This window comes from Allobosea sp. (assembly GCF_051860145.1).
Lineage (GTDB): Bacteria > Pseudomonadota > Alphaproteobacteria > Rhizobiales > Beijerinckiaceae > Allobosea.
In genome coordinates this window covers 52226-73362 of the sequence record NZ_JBHYEM010000001.1, presented here as the reverse complement: position 1 = coordinate 73362, position 21137 = coordinate 52226, and the positions used below count along the sequence as shown (strand labels likewise).

The following is a 21137-nucleotide window of genomic DNA, read 5'->3' as shown; positions in this document are numbered from 1 at the left end:
GGGAGTTCGCAGCGAGCCGATCAAACGGCGTTCAACTCGCTTCACGGACCCGTGTTCGCAGGGCGATGGCGGCCGGCGCGGGCTCCGCCTGTGCCTGGGCCTCGGGCCTGGGAGCCGGCTTCGTCCAGGGCGCGCTCTTGAACCAGCCGACCACGACCGCGACACCGAGGATCAGAGCGAAGCCGGTGAGGTTCAGCAGCGCGATGACGGGCTCGCTGTGCCCGGCCATGTCGGCGGCGGTCCCGGCGAGCCGCGCCAGCACGACGCTGGCGAGGAAGGTCGCGAGCGATTGCCGGCCGATCAGGATGAGCAGATGGCCCGCCCCGCGGCCCAGCCGCTGGCGCCAGGGCTCGATCAGGCTCAGCACCAGATAGGCCAGCGCCAGGAAATGCAGCACGCGCAGGATGTGCAGGTTGCTCTTCTCGGCCTCGGGGATGATGAGGTCGCGCAGCGCCTGCGCCGCAGGCCAGTGCTCGAGGATGCCCCAGAAGGAGAGCGGCACGCAGAGGATGACGAAGGCGGTGGCGGCCGGCACGAAGCGCCGGTCGCCGAGCCGCGGCACCGGCAGCCATGTCATGGCGATGAAGAAGCCGATGAAGAAGATTAGCTGCCAGGCAAACGGATTGAGAAACCAGCCGGCACCGTTCCAGGGATTTCCGGGCAGGTTGAGGCCGCTCGTCCAGACCAGGGCGTAGAGCAGTCCGGACAGCGCGAAGGGCAGCGCCGGATGCAGGCGCCTGAGCGCCATCATGACCGGCACCAGCGCCAGGATGACGAGATACATCGGCAGAATGTCGAGATAGTCGGGCTGCCAGGTCAGCGTGGCGAGGCCGAGCAGGGCGCTCTCCGGGGCGCTGAGCAGCGGCGGAAACTGCTTTGCAAGCTCGCTGAGGCCGAAGGCCCTGTCGAGCAGCGCGGCGAGTGCGATCAGCGCCAGGACGAGGCCGAGCTGCGCCCAATAGACCTGCCAGATCCGGTAGGCGATGCGCGCCGTGCCGAGCGCAACCCCGCGCCGGACGAAGACGCTGCCGAAGGCGAGGGCGCTGGCGACGCCGGAGCAGAAGACGAAGAGCTCCGCGCCGGACGAGAAACCGAAGCGCGCCGGAATGAAGGCGTTCCAGCTGTTAGCCGGCAGATGCGCGACGAAGATGATCAGCATGGTCAGGCCGCGGAAGAGGTCGAGCCGCTCGTCGCGCGGCCGTTTCGCGCCCTGCTGGGACAGGCTCATCAGAAGGCTCCCTCGTAGCTCTCGGCGTCGATATGGCAGGCGAGGAGGGTGAATCCCTCGCGCTGGAACGCGGCCTGCGCCTCGCGCTTCAGGCTGCGGCGATCGTCGAGATCGACGCCGTGGCCGCCCATGGCGCGGGCGACCGCGGCGAAGTCCGTGGCGCCGAAATCGACGCCGGCGCGCCTCAGCCCGAGCTGGCGTTGCTTCAGCGCGATCAGCCCGAGGCTCTCGTCGACGAGCACGGCGATGACGATGGGAAGCCTGAGGTCGCGCAGGGTCGCGAGCTCGCCGAGCACCATTTCAAGTCCGGCGTCGCCGACGAAGCATAGCGTCGGCCGGCCGGAGCCGAGCGCAGCGCCGATGGCGAGCGGCAGGGCGCAGCCCATGGTGCAGAGCCCGGTCGATTGCAGCAGGCCGCGCGGCCCGTCGCAGGCCCAAGCCTGGCTGAGCAGGATGCGGTGCGCGCCGGAATCGGCTGTCGCGACGGTGCCGGCCGGCGCGGCCTCGCGCAGGGTTTCGAACACGGCGTGCGGCCCCCAGGCCGGCGCGGCGGCGAAGGCTGCGCGGAAGCTTCTGCGGATCGCGGCCGGCTCGCGATCCGGCCAGGTGTTGTTTGACCAAAAACCCTCGGCGAGCCGCGTCAGGATTACGCCGACATCGCCTTCGAGCAGCACGCTCGATGCGTGCATGCCGTGCTGCACAGGCTCGGCGACGATGTCGATGACGCGCTTGTCGGCCGGCCAGGGATTGCGCCAGCCCTGGCGCATCTCGATCGGGTCGTAGCCGGCGAGCACGATCAGGTCGGCGGCCGCGATCAGCGGATGCACGATCGCGTCGGCCTTCGGCGAGAGGCCGATGCCGCCGATCACGCGCGGGTCGCTCTCGGGTACCAGCCCCTTGGCCTTGTAGGTGGTGAGGAGCGGCGCTCCGGTCTGCGCCAGGAAGCGGTCGAGCGCCGTCGCGCCACCCTGGTTGACGAGGTCGAGCCCGGCGATGACCAGCGGCGTCCGCGCGCTCGCGATCAGCTCGCGGGCAAAAGCGAGGTCGGCTGGAGCCGATTGTGGCGACATCGGCATGGCCGGCGGCGTGCGCCGTGCCGTGCGTGCTTCTGCGACGGAGATCGGCAGGTCGATATGCACAGGGCCGGGCCGGCCGCGCGTGGCGATGGCGATCGCCTTCTCGACGACGTGGTCCTCGGTACCCGGCGCGGCGCGGAAGCTCGCCTTGACCAGCGGGCGCAACACCGCCTGATGGTCGAAGACCTGATGCGTGTAGCTTTCGGCCAGGGCCTGATCGACGCAGCCGGTGATGAAGATCAGCGGCACGCGGTCCTGCTGGGCGTTGGCGACGACGTTGACCGCGTTGGCGACGCCCGGCCCGAGCGTCGCGACCAGCACGGGCAGCGCGCCGGTGGCGTGCCAGAGCCCTTCGGCCATGAAGCCGGCGGCGTTCTCGTGCTTGGCGAGCAGGAAGCGGATTCCGGCGCGCTCCAGCGCGTCGACCAGCGCCAGCACCTCGCCGCCGGGAATGCCGAAGGCATGGGTCGCGCCCGCTGCCGCGAGCCGGCCGGCCAGCAGGTCGGCGCCCGTGACGAGATCGCTGGGGACAGCCGTCGCGCGGCGTGTCGGGATCGTATCGTGGCGCATGCTGTCTCTCCGGCGCGCCGCAAAGGCGGCTTGCCGGAGAAATCGCACGGCGAGGAGCTTTGGTTACATCTTCACGGAGACGTGAGCCTGGCGCCCACCGGCCATTCCGTACGCACCGTCTCGCCGCTACGTTGAAGGTTCCTCCGGCGGGCGGCCCGCAGGACGCTCCTCGCATGCGCGAGCATAACGGGGCGCGGACGGGCTTCATCGCCGGGTCCGGGCTTGTGAGCCTTGTGTCGGCATGCAACGGAATAAGCCGGATTCCGTCTCGCCATCCGGAAAAAAGCGCTTCAGCACTGTGTCGCTCGCCGAACTCGAAACGCAGCTGCGACCGGTCTTCCTCGCCGCGCTGGCCGGCGACGCCGCGGCCTACCGGCTCTTCCTCGACACGATCAGCGCCCGGCTGCGCGGCTATTTGCGCCAGATGCTGGCGCGCGCCGGCCGCAGCGAGCCGAGCGAGGCCGAGGACGTGCTGCAGGAGACGCTGCTGGCGCTGCACCTCTCGCGTCACACCTATGATCGGTCGAGCCCGGTGACGGCCTGGGCCCATGCCATCGCCCGCTACAAGCTCGTCGACCATTTGCGTCGCAGCGGGCGGCATGCCGGAAACCTGCCGATCGACGACGAGGTCTATCAGCTCGCCGCGCCTGGCGGCGACGACCCGGACGCCAGGCTCGATCTGGAACGCGCCATGCAGGCCCTGCCGGAGCGGACCCGCACGTTGATAGACCGGGTCAAGATCCAGGGCGCGAGCGTTGCCGAGGCCGCGGGTGCTGCGGGAATGACCGAGACCGCGGCCAAGGTCGCGATCCATCGCGGCTTGCAGGCCATGGCCAGGCTCCTGTCGAAGCGCGGCGTGAGGTCAGGGTGACCGCATGTGACGCTACACCAACGTAACCTTTTGCCGGCGCGCCGCGAATTTTGTCCCGAACCGAACTCAGTCGCAAGATTCAGACATGCAAACCGATGACCTGATCTCCGTCATGACCGCGAGCCACCAGCCGGTGGACACTGGTTGGCTGAGGCGCGCTACGGGGATCGCCGCGCTTGGAGCGCTCGTGGTCACCGTCACGCTCGTCCTCGCCACGCTCGGGGCGCGGCCCGATCTCGCGAGCACCTGGATGACGCTCCCGGTCGTCGCCAAGGCCCTGCTCGGCGCCAGCGTCGCGACGATCGCCCTCATGCTGTTCCAGAGGAGCCTGCGTCCCGGACTGAAGACGGCGCGGCTTGTGCCATTGGTCGCGGTTCCGCTGCTGGCGGCGGCGGCCTGGGCGCTGTTGACCCTGGCCCAGGCACCGGTCGAGCATTGGAGCGCGCTGGTCTTCGGGCGTTACTGGCGCGCCTGTCTCATCGCGGTGCCGCTCTATGCGCTTTGCCCTCTCGTCATCCTGCTGATCCTGGCACGCCGGGGGGCGCCGATAGACGGGCGTCTCACGGGAGCTTGCGCCGGCCTGGCCTCGGCGGGCCTGGCCACGGTGGCCTATAGCGTGCATTGCCCCGACGACGCGGCGCCGTTCCTGGCCGTCTGGTACACCCTCGCCATCATGATCGTGACTGGCCTCGGCGCGCTCGCCTTCCCGCGCCTGGTCCGTTGGTGAGGTAACCCAGCCGGCGGCATCGACCGACGTCACCGAGCGATCGAACGTCCGTTTCCGAGCGACGAGCGAATGTCCGCAAATGGCGCGGGGCTGACGGATCACGATCCACGGCAGAGACTTCTGGCTTGGGGAGCCGTCGTAGCCGGCCTTACCACGGAATGGCGGCTTTGCGGGGTTTGCAGAAGTTCGTTGGGCAACGCTCGGATGTCCGGATCGCGCCCTAAAGTGGAAGCTGTGAGCGAAATGCGGCATCTGCTGCAGTTGACCCGTTGACGACATCAAGTCGACCTTCCAAGCGCTTCAACTCATTCGCAAATGACGAAACGCCCGCCCTGGCAGTGGCGACCTATCGCTGGGCCCGATAACGGCGGCGGACGCCGGTCTCTTCGGTCGGTCAGACAACGATGGCGCCGCTCAGGTCATTGGAGCATTGTCTTTCCGCGTAATCTGAATCTGACGAGTAGCAGAGCCGGTCCCGGCAGCAGCAGATAGCAGGCCGCCCCGACCCGAAGCGTCGTGTCGATGCCGAACTCGATGCTCGTCAGTACCGCGATGCTCGCCGCAAGCACGCCCGCCGCGCCATTGATGCCCCAGAACCACGGCGTCGGTCGCGCGTCGATCATCGCGACCAGCCGCATCCCTGTGGGAAAACCGAAGCCCATAAGAAAGCCGGCTGGGGCGAGAACCAGAACGGCCAACCCGGCCCTCACCAGCAGGCTTGCGCTCTCCAGTTGGAGCAGGAGCTCGGGAAGCCACAAAGGTAAGGCGAGGAGATACAGGCTGGTGAGGGCCGACCAGCCGACCAATTGCGGGCCGCTGCCCAGCTTGGCACGTTCGGATGCCAAGCTGCCGAGGCCGGTCGACAGGATCAGGCTGAAGAGGACGACGCTGAGAGCATAGACCGGATGGCCCAGGAAGACGCTGATGCGCTGGAGCAGCGCGATTTCGACCATCATGAAGCCGATGCCGATCAGCGCGAAATAAGCTGTTCCGGCGATGGCCAGGGTCGACGATGCTGCGAGCACGGTGGAGCGAAGCGGAACGATGATCGTCGCCGCGACGAGGACCGCGGAGATCAGGATCAGCATGGCGAGCGTCAGGGTGGCGCTCAGGTTACCCCCATAGACGCCCGGCCTGGAGGCCATCGCCAGGATGTTCTGATCAAGCAGGCGATCGAGCCGCAATTGGTTGAAGAAGAAGGGGCGGGCGTCGGTCGGCGCGCTCAGGTCGAGATAGGAGGCGCGCGTGGCGCGCTCGAGGGCCTCATGGTCAGGCGCCGAGGCGATGCTCTCGAGCAGCGGCGAGGCGGCCGGTGCCTGCGGATCGAGCAGAACGGAAAAGGCATAAGTCTCCGCGGCTTTCCGGGCGGCGTGCAGGCCCTGGTCCGACAAGGGCGAACGCGACATCACAAGGCTCGCAACATGGCCTGACGAGGCCATGAACAGATGCCGTTTCGGGTCGGTTACTCCGAGGGCTTGAAGTGCCGCAACCGCGAGGCTCACCATGCGGCCGGTCTCATTGACCTCGCCGGGAGCATACCAGCGGCTCACGGTGAATACGCCCCCGGGGGTCAGGCGCTCGAGGAAGATCCGCCAGGCCTCAACGGTGTAGAGACCATTCTCCGATAAGGTGAAGGCGCCCGCTCCTGTCGCGGCCCAGGTGTCGATCAGGCTCATCTGGATGATGTCGAAGGCGCGATCGGTGCGGGCGAACCAACTTCGGGCCTCGTCGACCTCGAAGGTGATGCCGGGTTGACGGCTGATGGCCGTGTAATTCGAGAACCGTCCCTTCAACAGATCGATGAAAATCGGGTTGATCTCGACTCCGACCACTTCGGGGAGGCCGAATAGGCGCGCGGCCAGCAAGTCCCTGCCGCCGCCGACGCCGATCACGGCCCCAGTCTGAAGTCCCGGGAGCGCATAGGCGAGATTCGTCACGTCGTAGCGGAGGAACGCAAGCTCCTCGAGGTCGCGAGAGAAGCGATAGACCGCCGTTCCGGCGCCGCCATCGATGTTCATCGAACGCTGTTCGATCGGTTCCGGAGCAAACCGGCTGGACGGTCCCCAGAGCATCGGGGACGATTTCTCAGACTGGCCGACCGTGATGCGCGAGAACGAGTTCCATTTCTCGTAGGCTATCGTCTCCGGATGCTCGATCCCGTCCTTCACGATGGTCGGGCGGATGCTTTCGGTTGCGCTGTTGGCTGCCGCGAGGGCCGCCAGGCAGCCGAGCACGACCCAGCGATGCCGGAACAGCTTGGCCGCAACAGGTTGGCCGGGCGGCATGCCCTCGAAGCCTGCCCCGGCAAAGAACAGACCCGCCGCCGCGCCGAGGACGGCGATCCAGAGCACGGCCGACGGGCCGCTGATCAGGTTGAGCAGCGCCAGGGCGCCGAGGCAGCCCAGAGCTGCGCCGAGCAGATCCACGCCGTAGACGATGCCGATCGGATACGGACTGCGGGTCAGCGCCAGGCTGACGACGATGCCGGAGAAGAAGAACGGCAGCGAAAGCGCGACGGCGAACTCGGCCCAGACGACGAACGACATGACCGATGCAGGCAAGCTCGTGACGATGGTCAGTTGCACCAGGACCGCGAAGACGGTCGCCACGGCGAAGCCGAGCGAAGCGACGCTCAGGTGATAGGATAACTGTGCGGGACGATAGGCTTCGGAGCGAAGATAGACCCAGACGGCTCCGGCGGTGAGGCCGAACATCGCGATGCTGATGACGAAGAACGCGAGATGATACCAGGACGTGACGGAAATGATCCGGGTCTCGACAATCTGCAGCATCAGCGTCGCTGCAGTGATCAGACCAAGGCCCACATAGAATGGCAGCCGCTGCGCGACCTTCTGCAATCGCGCCTCCATCTCACGGCACACCGATCGCTCCTCCTGCCGCTCAGCCCGCCAGATCCACGGCGTCTAGCTCAGCAGTCTCATCGGCAAGAGATCCGATGAAGAACTGTCCCATAATTCGAGAGCGATGTCAGCTTGACGGGGGGAGCCGACTTGGGTTCGCGAACTCGGGTCACATTGCGATCGAGGTCGGTGCACCGAATTGCGCTGGGGAAATGGCCCGGCGGAAGGTTCGGTAATGGCGCGACGGCGACGAACGGTGCCCCCATACCGACTTCTGCTTCCGGCCAACAGCGGTCACAGGCTGGCGCACGCTTGAATGTCTCGGATAGGTCGTTCCAGTCATGAGGCGGCCGCGCCGCGAAGGTCCGCTTCCGGGCAATGAACCAGAGTCTGCTAATGGCGCCGGGCCGACGGTTAGCTGAAGCGCGCGCACAACGACGGGCTGCGGACCTAGCGGCCGCGTGCTGATCCAGGATCTGGAAGCCCCGCGCAGCCTCGCCAAGACCCAAATCGCCTGAGACAGTGCCGCTCAGGCGGCGAAGACCTTGACGGGCTGGTCGAAGCCCTTCAGCTCGCGCATGCCAAGTTCGACAAGCGGGCGACGGCCATTGACGGCCAGCGCCGCGACTTGATCGACCAGAATCTCGGCATCGCCGGCGCTGGCACAAAGGCGCGAGGCGATGTTTACCACCGGTCCGGTCGCCGTGTATTCGAGCCGGCTGCCGGAGCCGATCCGCCCCACGGTCGAAGGTCCCATTGCCAGCCCGAGTCCGAAGCCGAGCTGGTGATCCAACGCCTGACGCTCGCGCAAGAGGGTTTGCACGCTCGCTTGCATGTCGCGCGCCATGTCGATGGCCCGCAGCGCCGGGTCCGGGCACGGAACTGGGGCATTGACCAGAACCATCAGGCCGTCGCCGGAGAATTGCGTCAGCGTCGCCCCATGTGCGATCACCACCTGGTCCAGCGCGTCGTAATATTCGCTGAGGACAGTCATGACTGTCTCGGGCTCGGCGCGGCCCGAAAAGGCGGTGAAGCCGCGCAGGTCACCGAAGATGACCACGACCTCGAGCCGCCGGCCGTCAAGCACTCCGTCGTCGCCCGACCGGTCGATCAGCTCGGCGACCTGAGGGGCGAGAAAGCGTTTCAGCCGGGAGATCCGCTCGGAGCGCTCCTGCGATAGTGCCAGGTCGCCAGCCATTTCATTGAAACGCTGTGCCAGATGCTCGAACTCGTCGCCGGTGGCGATATCGATACGGTGGTCGAACTGGCCGGCGCCAATCCGGGCGACACCGTGCTCCAGGATACGGATCGGCTGGACCATGCGCTGGGTCAGCCAATAGGCCAGCAGGGCCGCGAGGCCCGCGCCGCCGATCAGCAGCGCTACCGTGCGCCAGAGCGCCGCGTAGATCGGCGCGAGAGCCTCCGACATAGGCTGTTTGACGACGACGCTCCAGTCGATGCCGGATATCTGCGCCATGGCGGCGAGGACCGTCTTGCCGCCTATGTCGCGTCCCGATGAAGCCTGGCCGTTGCGCGCAATGATGCGCGCCCGCAGGTCCTGAAGTGGGCCGATGATCCCCGGGTCAGCCCGCAGGACGAGGCTGATATCGGGATGGGCGACCAGCCGCCCCGGCTGGTCGAGGACGAACGCCGCGCCGGTCCGCCCGACGCGGATCGCCGAGATCACATCCCAGATCAGCTTGAGATTGACCTCGGCGACGGCGGCGCCGACCGCCCTACGGGGGCCGGCGACGGCGATAGTCAGGAAGGGTTCTGAACCGGCATGCAGCGTAACCGGGCCGTACCAGGCGCCGCCAGGATGGACGCCCCCGAAGGCCGGGCTCTTCGAATGATCCGCGCCGGACTCGATCTTGTTGAGCCCGATACGCGAAACGAAGAGGCGCTCGCGGCCGCGGGCATCAAGCAGCGTCAGGCTGACGATGGCGGGCACCTGGCGCAGCAGGCGCGCGGCGTCGAGCCTGCGCCTCTCATCGACGCTCTCGGTCCATGGCAGTTGCACTGTCCAGGCGAGCTGGTCGCGGATGCCGTCCAGGAAATCCTGGATCTTCGCTGCGGCCGCACGGGCCTCGGCGTCGAGAAGCTCGTTCAGCCTGGCCCTCTGATCGTGATGGCCGAACCAGGCCTCGCTGCCTCCGGCGACGAGCAGCGGCACCACGACCGCAGCGAACAACGCGATGAAATATTTCTTGAAGAGCGAACTGCGTGACTGCGGCTGCGTCACCGCGACAGCCCGGGCGCGGCCGACACGCCGATCATTCTATCACCATATCGGCGCTGCTCAGGAGCGAGGGCGGCACGGTCAGGCCGAGCCGAACGGCTGCCTTGAGATTGACGAACAGCTCGACCTTGGTGACGCGCTGGACCGGCAGATCGGAGGGCTTCTCGCCCTTGATGATACGGCCGGCATAAAGGCCCGTATGCCGGTGCGACTGCTGGAAGTCGCCGCCATAGCTCATCAGCCCACCGGCGACCGGGAAATCCCTGGCCTGGGTTATCGCGGGAATCCTGTAGCGGGTCGCCAGCTCGGCGAGGCGCCGGCTGCGATAGGCGAAATAGGGATCGGAGGTGAAGACCAGCCCGGCAAGTTGCATCTGCACCACGGCGCGGAACAGGGCGTCGAGCTCAGGCTCGCTGCTGGCCTCGAGGAGTTTGAGGTCGACCCCGAGGCTGCTGGCGGCCGTCTGCAGGTTGCGCGATTGCGAACCAGCCGTCGGGCTCGTCGGGTTCACCGCCACGGCGAAGGTCCTGGCGGCCGGAAAAAGTTCGCTCATGAACTCCAGCCGCTTGCGCGAGACTTCGACGCTCAGGCTGGTCACTCCGGTGAGATTGCCGCCCGGCCGGGACAGGCTGGCGACCAAGCCCAGTGCCACCGGATCGCCGCCCATCTCGAAGACGATCGGGATAGTTCTCGTCGCCGAGCGCGCCGCGAGCGCGACCTCCGCCCCGCCCGGCGCGACCATGACGGTAACCTGGCGCTTGGCCAGCTCCGCCGCGAGCGCGGGCAGGTGGCCGTATCGGCCCTCAGCCCAGCGGAAATCGATCGCGACATTGCGACCTTGGACATAGTCGGCTTCGGCCAGCCCCTCGGCGAAGGCCGCAAGACGGCTGGCATAAGGCTCGGGCGATTCAGAGCCGAGATAGCCGATGAGCGGAAGTGCGTTCTGCTGCGCGCGAACGGGGATCGGCACCGCCGCCAGGGCGCCGAACGCAATGATCTCGCGCCGGGACGGTCGAGCTGCCCGACGCGAGCTGCAGAGTCTGGAATGCACGGCCTTATCCCCTTCAGACCGACATCGCCACAGGTTGCGGAGCCCCCAACCTGCCAAGCGCTCTTATAGCACGCGGACGAGGGCTCTGGAATGAAGGGAACCGAGCCGGCCAATTCAGCCTGAGGGTCGAGTCACGACGATCTCAAGATAGCTGCTTGGCACCGCCATGGTCGAATCGCTCAAGCGGTTGAACTGCTCGACCAACGCCACGAGGTCGTGCGTCAGCTTCGCCCGCGCGGTCAACTCAAGAGCCGCGAAGGCCTTGAGCACCGGCCCATAATAGCCGCCGAAGACCTGGAGCCAGTAACCGGGAGAGCGGTAGCGCATCGAAACTCCTGCACGGCCGAACAGCTCGATCAGGCGCTCCTCGGTTCCCCATTGGGCGGGCGAGCTCAGGCCGGGCGGCGGCGGGACATGCCTGCCGATCGTCTTGAAGAGCTGGCCGATGAATCCATCCAGCGTCCAGTTGGCCATGCCGATCTTCCCGCCCGGCCGGCAGACGCGCAGCAGCTCCGCGGCGGCGCGCTACTGGTCCGGAGTGAACATCACCCCGAAGGTCGACATCACGGCGTCGAACTCACCATCGCCGTAGGGCAGCGCCTCGGCATCGGCTTCGCGGAAAGTAATGTCGAGGCGCTCGGCGGCGGCGCGCTCTCGGCCGCGGTCGAGCAGCGCCGATGGACGTTCACGACTGCTGAATCCCGGTTGTCCCCTCATTGATGCCTGACATCGGGGTAGAAGCGTTCGTAGCGACATCCTCGACTTAGCCGGCGCGGCCATCGATCTGCCGTCTCACAATTGCACCTGTAAACAGCTGAATGTCCGCTGCCGGCAGTGAGCGAAGTTCCGTTCTTGGCGCCGAGCGGTCTGATGGTCTGGCACCCATCTATACGTGCGGTCAAATTCGTCGCCATCACTGCTATAGATCGCGCGAGTGCCGGGTGGTGTCCCGGCAGAGCAGGAGCAGATTGTGACCGAGCGATTTCAACGGCATCGCCAACCCTGGACGCATGAGGAAATCGAGAAGCTAAAGTTACTCGCCAAGAAGGGCATGGCATTGAAGGCGATCTCGAAAGCGATGACGCGCAGCGAGGAATCCATCAAAGACCGCGCTAAACTTGATGGCATCGGGATCGCCAAGCTCCGTTAGGATGGTATTGTTACGCGTTAGCTCGTCGCTCCGGACAGACACACTGCGCTCCGGCCCAATGGGCTGAGGGCATCGGGGGGCGTACGGGACGTTGCGCAGGCTGAACCGCGTTGACAGGGCGAATCGACGGGAGCAGCTTTCCTTGGGGCAAGCGAGGGGGCCAATCGATCGGCGCATCCATCCGGTTCATACAAAAGGGCCCGGTCGGAGGACGCCGAAGGGAGGGCACCATGAGGACACTATTGGTTGCCGCCACGGCCGTGGCGGCGCTCTACGGCGACCCGGCAATCTCGGCCAGCGGCGGCAAGCTCGGAAAGGTCAATTTCGAAACGTCCTGCACACCCGCCGCGCAGAAGCTTTTCAACCAGGGAATGCTATATCAGCACTCGTTCTGGTATCGCGCCGCGAATAGGTCATTCGAGGACGCCATCAAAGCTGATCCGCAATGTGCGATCGCGCACTGGGGCATCGCGCTGAGCCTCCTTTACAATCCGCACGCCCCACCGCCGCCGGCTAATCTTCCGCTTGGGCTTGTGGCGATCCAGAAAGCGAAGGCGCTGAACGCAAAAACCGAGCGAGAGCGCGATTACATCGACGCGCTGGGCGCGATGTATGTCGATTACGAAAAGCTCGACCACCGCACCCGCGTACAGAACTATCTCAAGGCGCAAGAGCAGGTCGCGCAGAAATACCCGAAGGACATCGAGGCACAGATCGCCTACGCGATCACGCTCAACGTAGCGGCTTTGCCGACCGACAAGACCTACGCAAACCAGCTCAAGGGCGCTGCGCTCCTCGAACCGATTTACAAGCGGCAGCCCCAGCATCCGGGGGTCGCCCATTATTTGATCCATCTCTATGACTATCCGGCTATCGCCGAAAAGGGGCTGGCAGCCGCGAAGCGCTACGCCAAGATCGCGCCGGCTGCACCACATGCCCAGCACATGCCGTCGCACATATTCACGCGTGTCGGCCACTGGAAGGACTCGATCACCGCCAATACCGAATCCGCGCGCGTCGCCAAACTCGACGGCGAGCAGCACGATCAGGCCCATGGCATGGACTATCTGGTCTATGCCCATCTCCAACTGGCGCAGGACAAGAAGGCTGCGGCCATTGTCGATGAGATGAATGCGATCGACTTCAAAACCGAGCGCTTTGCCGGGCCGTATGGCGTGGCTGCGAGCAACGCGCGCTACGCGGTCGAACGCGGCGACTGGCAGGCGGCGGCCACGCTCCAGCCACGGCAAACCAAGTTCCTTTACGCCGATGCGGTCACGCATTTTGCCCGTGCGCTCGGCGCGGCCCGCTCCGGCAATCCCGCCGCCGCGAAAGCGGACGTCGAGAAGCTCGGCGAGCTCAGCGCCAAGCTCAAGGACGCAAAGGACGCCTACTGGTCGGAAATCGTTGGCATCCAGCAGCAGGTTGCGAGCGCCTGGGTGCTTTACGCCGAAGGCCGGCATGACGAGGCGCTGAAGGCGATGAGCGCTGCCGCCGATGCCGAAGACAAAACCGAAAAGCATCCCGTCACGCCGGGCCCGCTCGCTCCCGCGCGGGAACTCTACGGCGCAATGCTGCTCGATCGCGCCATGGCAAAAGAAGCCCTCGCTGGCTACGAAGCCGTGCTCGCAAAGGAACCGAACCGGCTCGCGGCCTACCTTGGTGCGGCGAAGGCCGCGACCAAGCTCGGCAATACCGAAAAGGCAAAGCGATACACCGGCAAGGTGACGGCGCTGACCAAGGAAGCCGACTCGCAAAGGCCCGAGCTGATGGAACTTCGAGCGGGCAAGTCCGCGTCAGCAGCGCCTGCGCGCTAGTCGGATCACGCAGGAACTCCGAATGGCCGGAATGATCCGGCCATTCCCTATTTTATCCAGAGCCGAAGAGGCGCATCGCGCCGGTCGCGGCAGCTCATCATGCCGACATAAGCGTCGGATTTCGTCGCCCTAAACGTGCAGGGATTGCCGTCGATAGTGAGCGTTGCCCTAACACGCGAAGCACTCAGCATTTGAAGCTGTATCTCGCCAGTGCGTGTTTCCGGTCCATCCGCCGAGCAGATTCCGGTATGCTTTAGAACAATGGGACCGCCGAATTCCTGCTTGCCACCAGTTGCGGTGAGATTGGCGGTCAACTCCCATTCGCCAAGCACGCCGGCTTGGCCGATCAACTCCAATGCATCGGCAGATGTGAGTTCGGCCGAAACAGTAACGAAAGCGGCAACAACAAGTGCGCGCATTTGCGGGGCCCAGCAATAGCCGACCGACCAAATCGAATGCAGCTTAACGACACTAGGCTCCCTTACGTGGCAGACGCAAGCCGTCAGGGAACGGCGCACCATCCAGCTTCAAGCTAAACGACCCACCTTCGCGATGGCGGCTACGGGCTGCGATCGCGCCTCGGATAGGCGTTGAGCGGCGCAGCCGATATAGTCGCGACGACGGTCTGCCAAGCCGCCCAGCCCTCCGCGTCGAAGCGCGCGATTCAGGCGGGCGCTTGGTGCTGCCGGCGGCCGCGGTTACGGCCGGCACGATCCCGCCGGCGCCAGGCGCAAGATCTGCTTCCGAAGCAGCGGCGTCAGAAGCGCGAACTTATTGGTGTTCATCCGATCCTCCGAAGGCTCAGAACAGGATCGGATGAACAGCATATTGAAAGCTCCCATCTACGCGGCTTTGGACTTCGCACACGCAACGGTTCGACAATCGCCGCATTCCTGGGGTCCGGCACGCCGGGCGAAGAGCTTTGCAAGAGGACTTTCGTGCTTCGCCGCAACCCGCTCTGCGGCGAGCGCTCTTGCCAGCGGCCGGTCGCCCGCTCGGAACGCCGCCTCGATTAGCGTCAGGTCGATGATGTCGCGCTGGGCGTTGCTGCCGCCGAAGCGTGCGGCGATGCCTCTGACCGGCCGGATCAGACGGACGGCCTCGCTATACCCGCCCTCGCCGAAGGCCGCGAATGCTTTCATCAGCGGATAGCCGACATCCTGCGCGAAGCCGGCATTGTCGCTGGCGGAGAGCATCGCGAAGGCTTGCGTCTGCAGCGTATTCTCCACCAGGTCGCGGCGGCCGGCGCCGATGAACGCCATGATCGCATGGAGGTCATTGAACGCGTAGCCGCCAGCGATCCAGATCGCCTCAAAACGCCGAGCCAGGACGTGCCAGTGCTGGCCCAGCTCGACCCCGCGTAGATGCAGGCGCCACAGCATCGCAGAAGCGTCGATCAGGTCGAGCATCTGCGGCTGGGCGATACTCGTGATCGGCCCGTCGACCAGTTCGAGAACCTCGTCGATCTGGCCGAGCTCGAGGTGATAGAGCGCGAGATGCCACCAGTTATGGACGGCCAGGAAGCTGTTTGTCGTCCAGCTTGGCAGGTCCTCGCGCATGAAGGCGATCCCCTCGTCATGCCGCCCTTCCATCTCCAAGACATGGGCGACGGCGTGGCGTGCCCAGCCGTCGCGCGGCTCGTCGCTGATTGCAATACGGCCGTTCTGTTCCGCGAGCGCATACTGGCCATTCTCCTCCAGTCCGAAGGCATACATCGCGAGCGCCGAATGCCGGCCCGGAACCCCCTTCGACCAGGCCGGCAATGCCCGCGCGATCCGGTCCCTGAGCATGCGGGCATTGCCGGTGAAGAAGTCGAGCTGATGCCCCGCAATGAGGGCCAGCAGATCGAGAGGCTGCTCGATCGCGACATCTTCGATCACGCGTGAGGCGTCATGCAGGCGCCCCAAGGCGAGGTGCCCGAGCGCGGCAAGATGGCCGCGTTCCTGAAGGGTCGCCGGCAGAACCTTGGCGCTCTCGATCGCGGCATGGGCGGCCGGTAGGCCTGCCGGCTCTCCGCCCAAAAGGTAGAGCCAAGCCTTCAAGGCATGCGCCATGACGAGGCCGGGCTCGCGCTCGATCAAGCGATCGGCGGCGGCGACGGGATCTCCGGAGAACATGGCGAACTGGCTGACGGCGTCGGAATAGCCGATGGCGGCCTCCGGCGTGGCGCCCGAGAGAATCTGACCGCGGATATCGGTGATGGACATGCTGTGGTTTCCTCGTGCAGGAATAAGGGTTGGGACGATCCGGCCGACGCGCTGCGGCGGCCGGTTCACACTCATGCTCAGTCGCAAAGGCTGAAGGTCAGCGCTCCGGAGACGGCGGCCTCGATTTCGGTCCGCGTGATGCCGATATCCTTCAGCATCCTGTCGTCGAGCCGAGACATATCCAGCGCGGCGCGGCGCAACTGGTTCCGATGCGCCATGTCGCTTGCCAGCGCTTTCAGCCGGTCGGCCAGGCGTCCGAGAACAGGACGACGCACCGGAGCGGCGGCATCGGCGTCGAAGGGCCCGTGAACTTCGTAGAGAAACTGGCCGCTCAGAATTTGCCCGGAGGCGTAGCGCCCGACCAAGCGGTCAAGCAGTGTCTTCTTGCGCGGCCTGATCACGTCGGTCAGGCCGTCAATGTCGTAGAAGAAGTCGTTATTGAGAGCGTACATCTAATCCTCCTGGGGTGGACGCCGCTTCGCTCGTTCGAGAGCGCCGCGGCGTTGGAGGTGGGTTTAGAGACGCTGCGTCAGGCGCACGTAGAAGCGGCGTGAAATCTGCGTTAAATCATCGGGAATTCGCGCGAGAGGGCGTCTGCGTGGCACGGACCGGCCAAGATCCCGCAACGGAAAGTCCGGCCTTCGCGCTGGACCTGCTCGGCGGCTTCGAGCTGCGATTCCGCAGCGGCACCCCGGTGAGCCTGCCGACGCGCAAGGCGCAACTGCTCCTCGCCTATCTCGCCCTGCCAGCCGGGCGCTCGCATGCCCGCGACAAACTTGGCCTGTTGCTCTGGGGCGACAGGCTCGACGAACAGGCACGCGGGAGCCTGCGCAACACGCTCGCGGCGATCCGGAAAGCCCTTGGGGCCGACGCATTGAAGGGCGAGCGGGATATGCTGGCGCTGGCAGCGGGACTGGTCTCCGTCGATGTCGATCGCCTTGCAGAGGCGGCCGCCGGCGTGGCCGAGCTTTCCGAGGAAGCGCTGGAAACCATTCTGAGTTCGCACTTGCTGGAAGGCGCGATCTCACCGTCCGAGGCGTTCGATGAATGGCTGGCCTTCGAGCGGACGCGCTGCCTTGGCCTGGCGCAGACCGCGGCCCAGAAGGCGATAGCGGCGCACGAGGGGGCCGGGCGCACTGGCAAGGCGCTCGATCTCGCGCAGAGACTGGTCGTGCTCGATCCCTTGCGCGAGCAGAGCCATCGCCTGGCGATGCGCCTCTTTGCGGCGGCCGGGGAACGCTCCCGGTCGATGGCGCAGTTCCAGGCGTGTCGCGACGTCCTGAAGCGGGAACTCGGGGTCGAGCCTTCGGCGGAGACCGCGGACCTCGCACGGCGGATCGTCGCCGCCGACGGTGAAGCCCAGCCGATGCCGGCCACTGCCGGAGAGAAATCGCGCCCGGACGCCGCCGCCCGGCGCATGCCCCGCAATTTCGCCATTGCCGTGCTGCCTTTCGTCAATCTGAACGGCCAGCCGGAACAGGATTTCATGGCCGAGGGCTTCTCCGAGGACCTCATCACCGAACTGTCCAGGCGCCGGGATTTCTCCGTCATCGCGCGGCAGTCGAGCTCACTGTTCTCCGGCCGGCCCGAGACCGCCGCGGCCGCGGCCGCGGAACTCTCGGTGCGCTACGCCCTGGCAGGCAGCCTTCGTGGCATCGGAGGGCGCTTGCGCGTCACTGCGCAATTGATCGACGCTCTCGGGAACCGATGCATCTGGGCGGAGCGCTACGACCGCGACCTCGCCGACATCTTCGCGGTGCAGGATGAGATTGTCGCGAGCATCATTGGCAGCCTCGATGCCGAGGTCCGGCAGGAGGAACGGGAGCGCGCCGCGCGCAAGCTGCCGAGCGAGTTGGACGCCTGGGAGCAATTCCATCGCGGTCTTTGGCATGTCTACCGCTTCACGCGGGAGGATACCGCCAAAGCCGAGGCGCTGTTTCGGCAAGCCCTCGAGCGCGCCCCGGATTTTGCCCTCCCGCATGCCGGGCTCGGCTACGCTGCCTTTGTCAAGGCGGTCTGGTATTTCGTGCCCGATCCCCGCGTTGCGCTGACTGAGGGATTGAAACATGCGCAGGCCGCCATCTCGCTCGATGGCAGCAATGTCTTTTGCCATGTGGTGCTTGGGCGATTGCTGACGCTCGTCGGCGATATCGAGGGCGCCCTGCATCATCTGCAGCTGGCGACCGAGATGAACCCGGGCTTTGCCCAGGCGCGCTTCGGCTTGGCGCAAGCCTTCGTCTACGCAGACAAGCCCAAGGAAGCCTTGTCGGAAATCGACCTGGCGCTCAGGCTGAGCCCCAAGGATCCGCTCCGCTGCATGTTCCTGACATTGCGGTCCTTCTGCCATTTCAGTCTGGGCGACTACGTCTCGGCCGAGATGGCGGCGCGCAGCGCGACGCAATTGCAGTGGGGGGATACCTGGTCGCGGCTTGCCCTCTGTTGTGCGTTGATCGAGCTCGGCCAAGCTGACGAGGCGAAGCAGGTTGCGCGCGAGACGCTGCGCATCGAGGCGGGCTTTTCCCTCGAGGGGTTTAAGCGGCTCGTTGCGCACGCCCCTGAACCAATGCGCAACCGCGTTTGGGTTAATCTTCGGGCCGCGGGCATCGAAATCGACGGAGACATGATTGCGTCCTGAGCCAGTTGAGCGCTCGGCCAACCAGTGACTTCGGTCAAGTCAATCAGGACGAGAAGGAGGCGGTACTTCTGCCATTCCTTTGATGTTGGCGCGAGCCGGCGCTTGATGCACCAATCGCTAAAGTGCGGAGCGTCACCTTGAGCGACGTGAGGCGGATGTCTTCAGTTCCCAGTGAACCGGGTCGATTGCTGCCGCCACTCGCACGGGATCGGTAAGCCCCTGGCCAGATCGCTGCCTCTGATCGGCAGGTCGATCGCTCCATCAAGGCACCCCTCGACCAGCTCTGGCTTGAGAAATGCCAGCGGCAAGAGTTGTGCGACATAGCGTTCGCTGACACCTTCTGTGGTCGCGATCTCCCGCATCGAGCTGGCACGGCCTGCGACCAGATCGTCATACCAGGTGACGGCGCGGGCGATGGCCTTGACCAGCGACTTCTCGGATCGCGAGCTGCTGTCGGCTCCGTCTGTCGGTGGGACCACAAGGTGCAAATCCTGTCCCTTTCGGACGAAGCGCGTTTCGACGTCGATCATCACGCATGTGGGGCTCTCAGCTTGGCGATCGTCTTTATCGAAGAACACAACGCACCCCAGCGGATCGGATTTCAACGCGATGCGAAGACCATCGCGGCGGATTGTGATCCGTTCGACAAGGCGATGAAGCGCCTCTCGCTGTCGCGAGGCGATCGGGTGCCGCAGTTCCGCTGCGAGCGTCGCGCCCGTGCCCAAAGGGGTGGGTTAGATCCGGAGGCCGCGCGGCCCGGCTGAGGCCGTAAAGCAGCAGCGCTCCATTGCCCGTGTCCACGAGCGAGTGCACGCCTTCCGACATCATTGCAGAGCTGCCGGTCCATGCTGCCGCGGCAAACTTCGTTGCCGCGATCAACAAATTTCCGACGATCGCGGCATAGATTACCGTCTTGGACCCAGATCGCGCCGCCATCAGACCCCTCTCAGCTATGTCGAGAAACACCGTGTTGGACGGCGAGTTCCGCGCGCGGCTGATGTACCTAGCGACGGCTTGCTCCGATCAGCGCCGACCCGTCGTTGACGACGCGGAGGCGATTGAGGCCTACGTGCCCGAGGGAACCTGCGTGTCTCGCCTATCTGAAGGCGTGCTTGTCCATCGAAGCGGCATGCTGCATCCTCCGGCTCGGCTAGCGATGGAGGCGCCCATGGCGGCAAATCCGGCCAAGGAAAGCTTGCGAACCGAACAACGCGAACAGCATCGCGCCGAGCGGCGCGAGGGCAAGGATGCGGAATTGACGCACGCGCTGGAGAACACGTTTCCGGCCAGCGATCCCATTGCATCTCAGGCTGCCACCACGAACGGCTCTGCGCTACGCTTAGCGGTCGGCCGGGGTGCTTCAACAGGTGCGGGACGTCGCAAGATCATGCGGTGACGTGGTCAACGCGCCAGATGTTCAAGTAATACAAGTCATCCTGCGCGGGATAAAAAGTACACGCGCGCCCTGGGGAAAAGCGCTATTATCTTTCACGGGAGTTTTCTCTTCCTGTTGAGAAAGACAAATCCCATGAAAATCCCAGCAGAACTGAAGCCGGCCGCCTGGGGCGCCGTCGGCGGAGCCGTCGCGCTTGCGATCATCGGGTTCAGCTGGGGTGGCTGGGTCACCCGCGGCACGGCCGAACGCGACGCCAAGACGCGCTCCGACGCTGCCGTTGTCGCGGTCCTCTCGCCGATCTGCGTGGTCAGGTTCCAGCAGCAGGCCAACGCGACCGAGCAACTCGCCGAGCTCAAGAAAATCGGCTCCTGGCAACAGGGTGATTTCATAGCGAAAGGCGGATGGGCGACGATGCCGGGCAGTTCCTCGCCCGACTCTGACGTGGCCAAGGCCTGCGCCGTCGCCCTCGGTCTCAACAAGACCTAGAGCAGGATGCGAAAAAGTGGGAACCGGTTTTTCGCATGGATCCTGCTCTAACTCTTTGATGAGAGACGGATTCAGCTTTCAGATGGAATCGCGAAGCGATTCCATCTGAAAGCATCCGGCTCTAGGACGATCCAAGCCTGTATCGTTCGCGCCATGCCAGCCCGGGCGGGCCGCTTGGCTGAACTCCAGGTCTCGAGCAGACGCTGCCAGAAGGCCAACGACATGACCGACGACACCGTCGATCTCGACCAGCACCGGGGGATCGCAGCGCAGAAGGCGACGCTGCTTCGTCGCCTTCTCTCGGAGGTCGAAGACGACGCCCGGGCGCTGCGTCTGCGCCAGGAGGAGCTGGAGGCGCAGCTCGGGGCCGCACCGGCCACGACATGGATGGACGCCGCTGAGAAGGCGCGCTATCTGCTCGATCTCTTCGCGACGACGCCAGCCGCGCAGGACCCGCGGCGGCAGGCCTTGATCGCCAATGTCCTGAAGGATTTCGAGCGGCTCTCGAAAAAACGAGGATAACGCCAATGGGCCTCCATTTTCCCAATCAGATCCGCCGCTATGACGCGGCGCGGGACTGCGTTTGTTTCTGGGGCTCCGATTCCGCCTTCGAGGTCGCATTCCAGGTCGACACGGCCGCATTGCGGCACATGGATCTCTCCGCCGGGCAGGACGAGGTCTCGATGCTGCGGGCTTTTGACGGAAATCTCGCCAAGATACTGAAGGCCGCCAGCACAGCCTATTCCCGCAAGCGCCAGAGCTATTACCGCCTGCTGACGACGGATTTCTAGCCGCGTTCGGCCTGTCCGCGCCCGACGGTTTC

General features: G+C 65.4%; 19 protein-coding genes and 2 pseudogenes. 10 read left to right on the top strand and 11 right to left on the bottom strand.

The genetic code is table 11. The features are described from left to right. Positions 1 to 31 precede the first annotated feature (31 nt). Positions 32 to 1228: an OpgC family protein gene (locus ACTIF2_RS00330; protein ID WP_439495019.1), complete on the bottom strand. Its 1197-nt coding sequence runs from the start codon at positions 1226 to 1228 to the stop codon at positions 32 to 34. Continuing rightward, positions 1228 to 2874, bottom strand: a complete 1647-nt coding sequence (locus ACTIF2_RS00325; protein WP_439495018.1) for a thiamine pyrophosphate-binding protein — start codon at positions 2872 to 2874, stop codon at positions 1228 to 1230. Before ACTIF2_RS00325 ends, ACTIF2_RS00330 begins: the two co-directional genes overlap by 1 nt. A 298-nt stretch (positions 2875 to 3172) precedes the next feature. Here ACTIF2_RS00325 and ACTIF2_RS00320 point away from each other — a divergent pair, with 298 nt between their 5' ends. Both ACTIF2_RS00320 and ACTIF2_RS00315 read left to right on the top strand, forming a co-directional pair. Continuing rightward, a complete protein-coding gene (locus tag ACTIF2_RS00320) occupies positions 3173 to 3745 on the top strand; it encodes a sigma-70 family RNA polymerase sigma factor (protein ID WP_439495017.1) in 573 nt (190 codons plus the stop codon). 85 nt (positions 3746 to 3830) lie between these two features. Then, positions 3831 to 4472 (top strand): NrsF family protein, encoded by a 642-nt coding sequence (locus ACTIF2_RS00315; protein ID WP_439495016.1) that lies wholly within the window; start codon positions 3831 to 3833, stop codon positions 4470 to 4472. 419 nt (positions 4473 to 4891) lie between these two features. Here the strand turns inward: ACTIF2_RS00315 and ACTIF2_RS00310 are convergent, their stop codons facing one another. The 4 genes and pseudogenes from ACTIF2_RS00310 to ACTIF2_RS00295 form a co-directional block, all read right to left on the bottom strand. Then, positions 4892 to 7330, bottom strand: a complete 2439-nt coding sequence (locus ACTIF2_RS00310) for a hypothetical protein (protein ID WP_439495015.1) — start codon at positions 7328 to 7330, stop codon at positions 4892 to 4894. A gap of 532 nt (positions 7331 to 7862) precedes the next feature. After that, the gene (locus tag ACTIF2_RS00305; RefSeq protein ID WP_439495588.1) at positions 7863 to 9506 is read right to left on the bottom strand and encodes a cache domain-containing protein; all 1644 of its coding nucleotides are present in this window, start codon (positions 9504 to 9506) and stop codon (positions 7863 to 7865) included. Between the two features lie 100 nt (positions 9507 to 9606). Then, positions 9607 to 10623 (bottom strand): ABC transporter substrate-binding protein, encoded by a 1017-nt coding sequence (locus tag ACTIF2_RS00300; RefSeq protein WP_439495014.1) that lies wholly within the window; start codon positions 10621 to 10623, stop codon positions 9607 to 9609. A gap of 114 nt (positions 10624 to 10737) precedes the next feature. Beyond that, positions 10738 to 11319 (bottom strand): annotated as a pseudogene (locus tag ACTIF2_RS00295) (class I SAM-dependent methyltransferase); the annotation flags it as partial. Between the two features lie 274 nt (positions 11320 to 11593). Between ACTIF2_RS00295 and ACTIF2_RS00290 the strand changes: the two are divergent. After that, positions 11594 to 11773: a Myb-like DNA-binding domain-containing protein gene (locus tag ACTIF2_RS00290; protein ID WP_439495013.1), complete on the top strand. Its 180-nt coding sequence runs from the start codon at positions 11594 to 11596 to the stop codon at positions 11771 to 11773. Between the two features lie 230 nt (positions 11774 to 12003). Beyond that, positions 12004 to 13590, top strand: coding sequence for a tetratricopeptide repeat protein (locus ACTIF2_RS00285; protein WP_439495012.1), 1587 nt, complete (start codon positions 12004 to 12006; stop codon positions 13588 to 13590). A 47-nt stretch (positions 13591 to 13637) separates the two neighbouring features. Here the strand turns inward: ACTIF2_RS00285 and ACTIF2_RS00280 are convergent, their stop codons facing one another. The 3 genes from ACTIF2_RS00280 to ACTIF2_RS00270 all read right to left on the bottom strand — a co-directional run bounded on the left by ACTIF2_RS00280 (position 13638) and on the right by ACTIF2_RS00270 (position 16249). Beyond that, a complete protein-coding gene (locus ACTIF2_RS00280; protein WP_439495011.1) occupies positions 13638 to 14009 on the bottom strand; it encodes a hypothetical protein in 372 nt (123 codons plus the stop codon). Positions 14010 to 14432: 423 nt separating this feature from the next. Beyond that, entirely contained in the window at positions 14433 to 15797 is a 1365-nt protein-coding gene (locus tag ACTIF2_RS00275) for a tetratricopeptide repeat protein (protein ID WP_439495010.1), read from the bottom strand. 77 nt (positions 15798 to 15874) lie between these two features. Then, positions 15875 to 16249 (bottom strand): DUF1127 domain-containing protein, encoded by a 375-nt coding sequence (locus tag ACTIF2_RS00270; RefSeq protein WP_439495009.1) that lies wholly within the window; start codon positions 16247 to 16249, stop codon positions 15875 to 15877. A 146-nt stretch (positions 16250 to 16395) separates the two neighbouring features. Between ACTIF2_RS00270 and ACTIF2_RS00265 the strand changes: the two genes are divergently transcribed. After that, positions 16396 to 18432, top strand: coding sequence for a BTAD domain-containing putative transcriptional regulator (locus ACTIF2_RS00265; RefSeq protein WP_439495008.1), 2037 nt, complete (start codon positions 16396 to 16398; stop codon positions 18430 to 18432). A gap of 161 nt (positions 18433 to 18593) precedes the next feature. Here the strand turns inward: ACTIF2_RS00265 and ACTIF2_RS00260 are convergent, their stop codons facing one another. Next, positions 18594 to 18962 carry a hypothetical protein gene (locus ACTIF2_RS00260; RefSeq protein ID WP_439495007.1) on the bottom strand — a complete coding sequence of 123 codons (369 nt, stop codon included), beginning with the start codon at positions 18960 to 18962 and terminating at the stop codon, positions 18594 to 18596. A 21-nt stretch (positions 18963 to 18983) separates the two neighbouring features. On the opposite strand from ACTIF2_RS00260, the gene ACTIF2_RS00255 reads away from it, so the two are divergent. Then, positions 18984 to 19196, top strand: coding sequence for a hypothetical protein (locus tag ACTIF2_RS00255; RefSeq protein WP_439495608.1), 213 nt, complete (start codon positions 18984 to 18986; stop codon positions 19194 to 19196). Here ACTIF2_RS00255 and ACTIF2_RS00250 read toward each other — a convergent pair. Beyond that, positions 19141 to 19368: pseudogene (locus ACTIF2_RS00250) on the bottom strand (cation efflux transmembrane domain-containing protein); the annotation flags it as partial. The gene ACTIF2_RS00255 and the pseudogene ACTIF2_RS00250 sit on opposite strands and share 56 nt — an antisense overlap. A 34-nt stretch (positions 19369 to 19402) precedes the next feature. Here ACTIF2_RS00250 and ACTIF2_RS00245 point away from each other — a divergent pair. The 4 genes from ACTIF2_RS00245 (at position 19403) to ACTIF2_RS00230 (ending at position 21105) form a co-directional block, all read left to right on the top strand. After that, the gene (locus ACTIF2_RS00245) at positions 19403 to 19828 is read left to right on the top strand and encodes a hypothetical protein (protein ID WP_439495006.1); all 426 of its coding nucleotides are present in this window, start codon (positions 19403 to 19405) and stop codon (positions 19826 to 19828) included. A 132-nt stretch (positions 19829 to 19960) separates the two neighbouring features. Further along, a complete protein-coding gene (locus ACTIF2_RS00240) occupies positions 19961 to 20314 on the top strand; it encodes a hypothetical protein (protein ID WP_439495005.1) in 354 nt (117 codons plus the stop codon). Between the two features lie 222 nt (positions 20315 to 20536). Continuing rightward, complete coding sequence (locus ACTIF2_RS00235) at positions 20537 to 20836, top strand: hypothetical protein (RefSeq protein WP_439495004.1); 300 nt, start codon at positions 20537 to 20539, stop codon at positions 20834 to 20836. A 5-nt stretch (positions 20837 to 20841) separates the two neighbouring features. After that, on the top strand, positions 20842 to 21105 hold the full coding sequence (locus tag ACTIF2_RS00230) for a DUF1488 family protein (protein WP_439495003.1): 264 nt from the start codon (positions 20842 to 20844) through the stop codon (positions 21103 to 21105). The last annotated feature ends 32 nt before the right edge of the window (positions 21106 to 21137 follow it).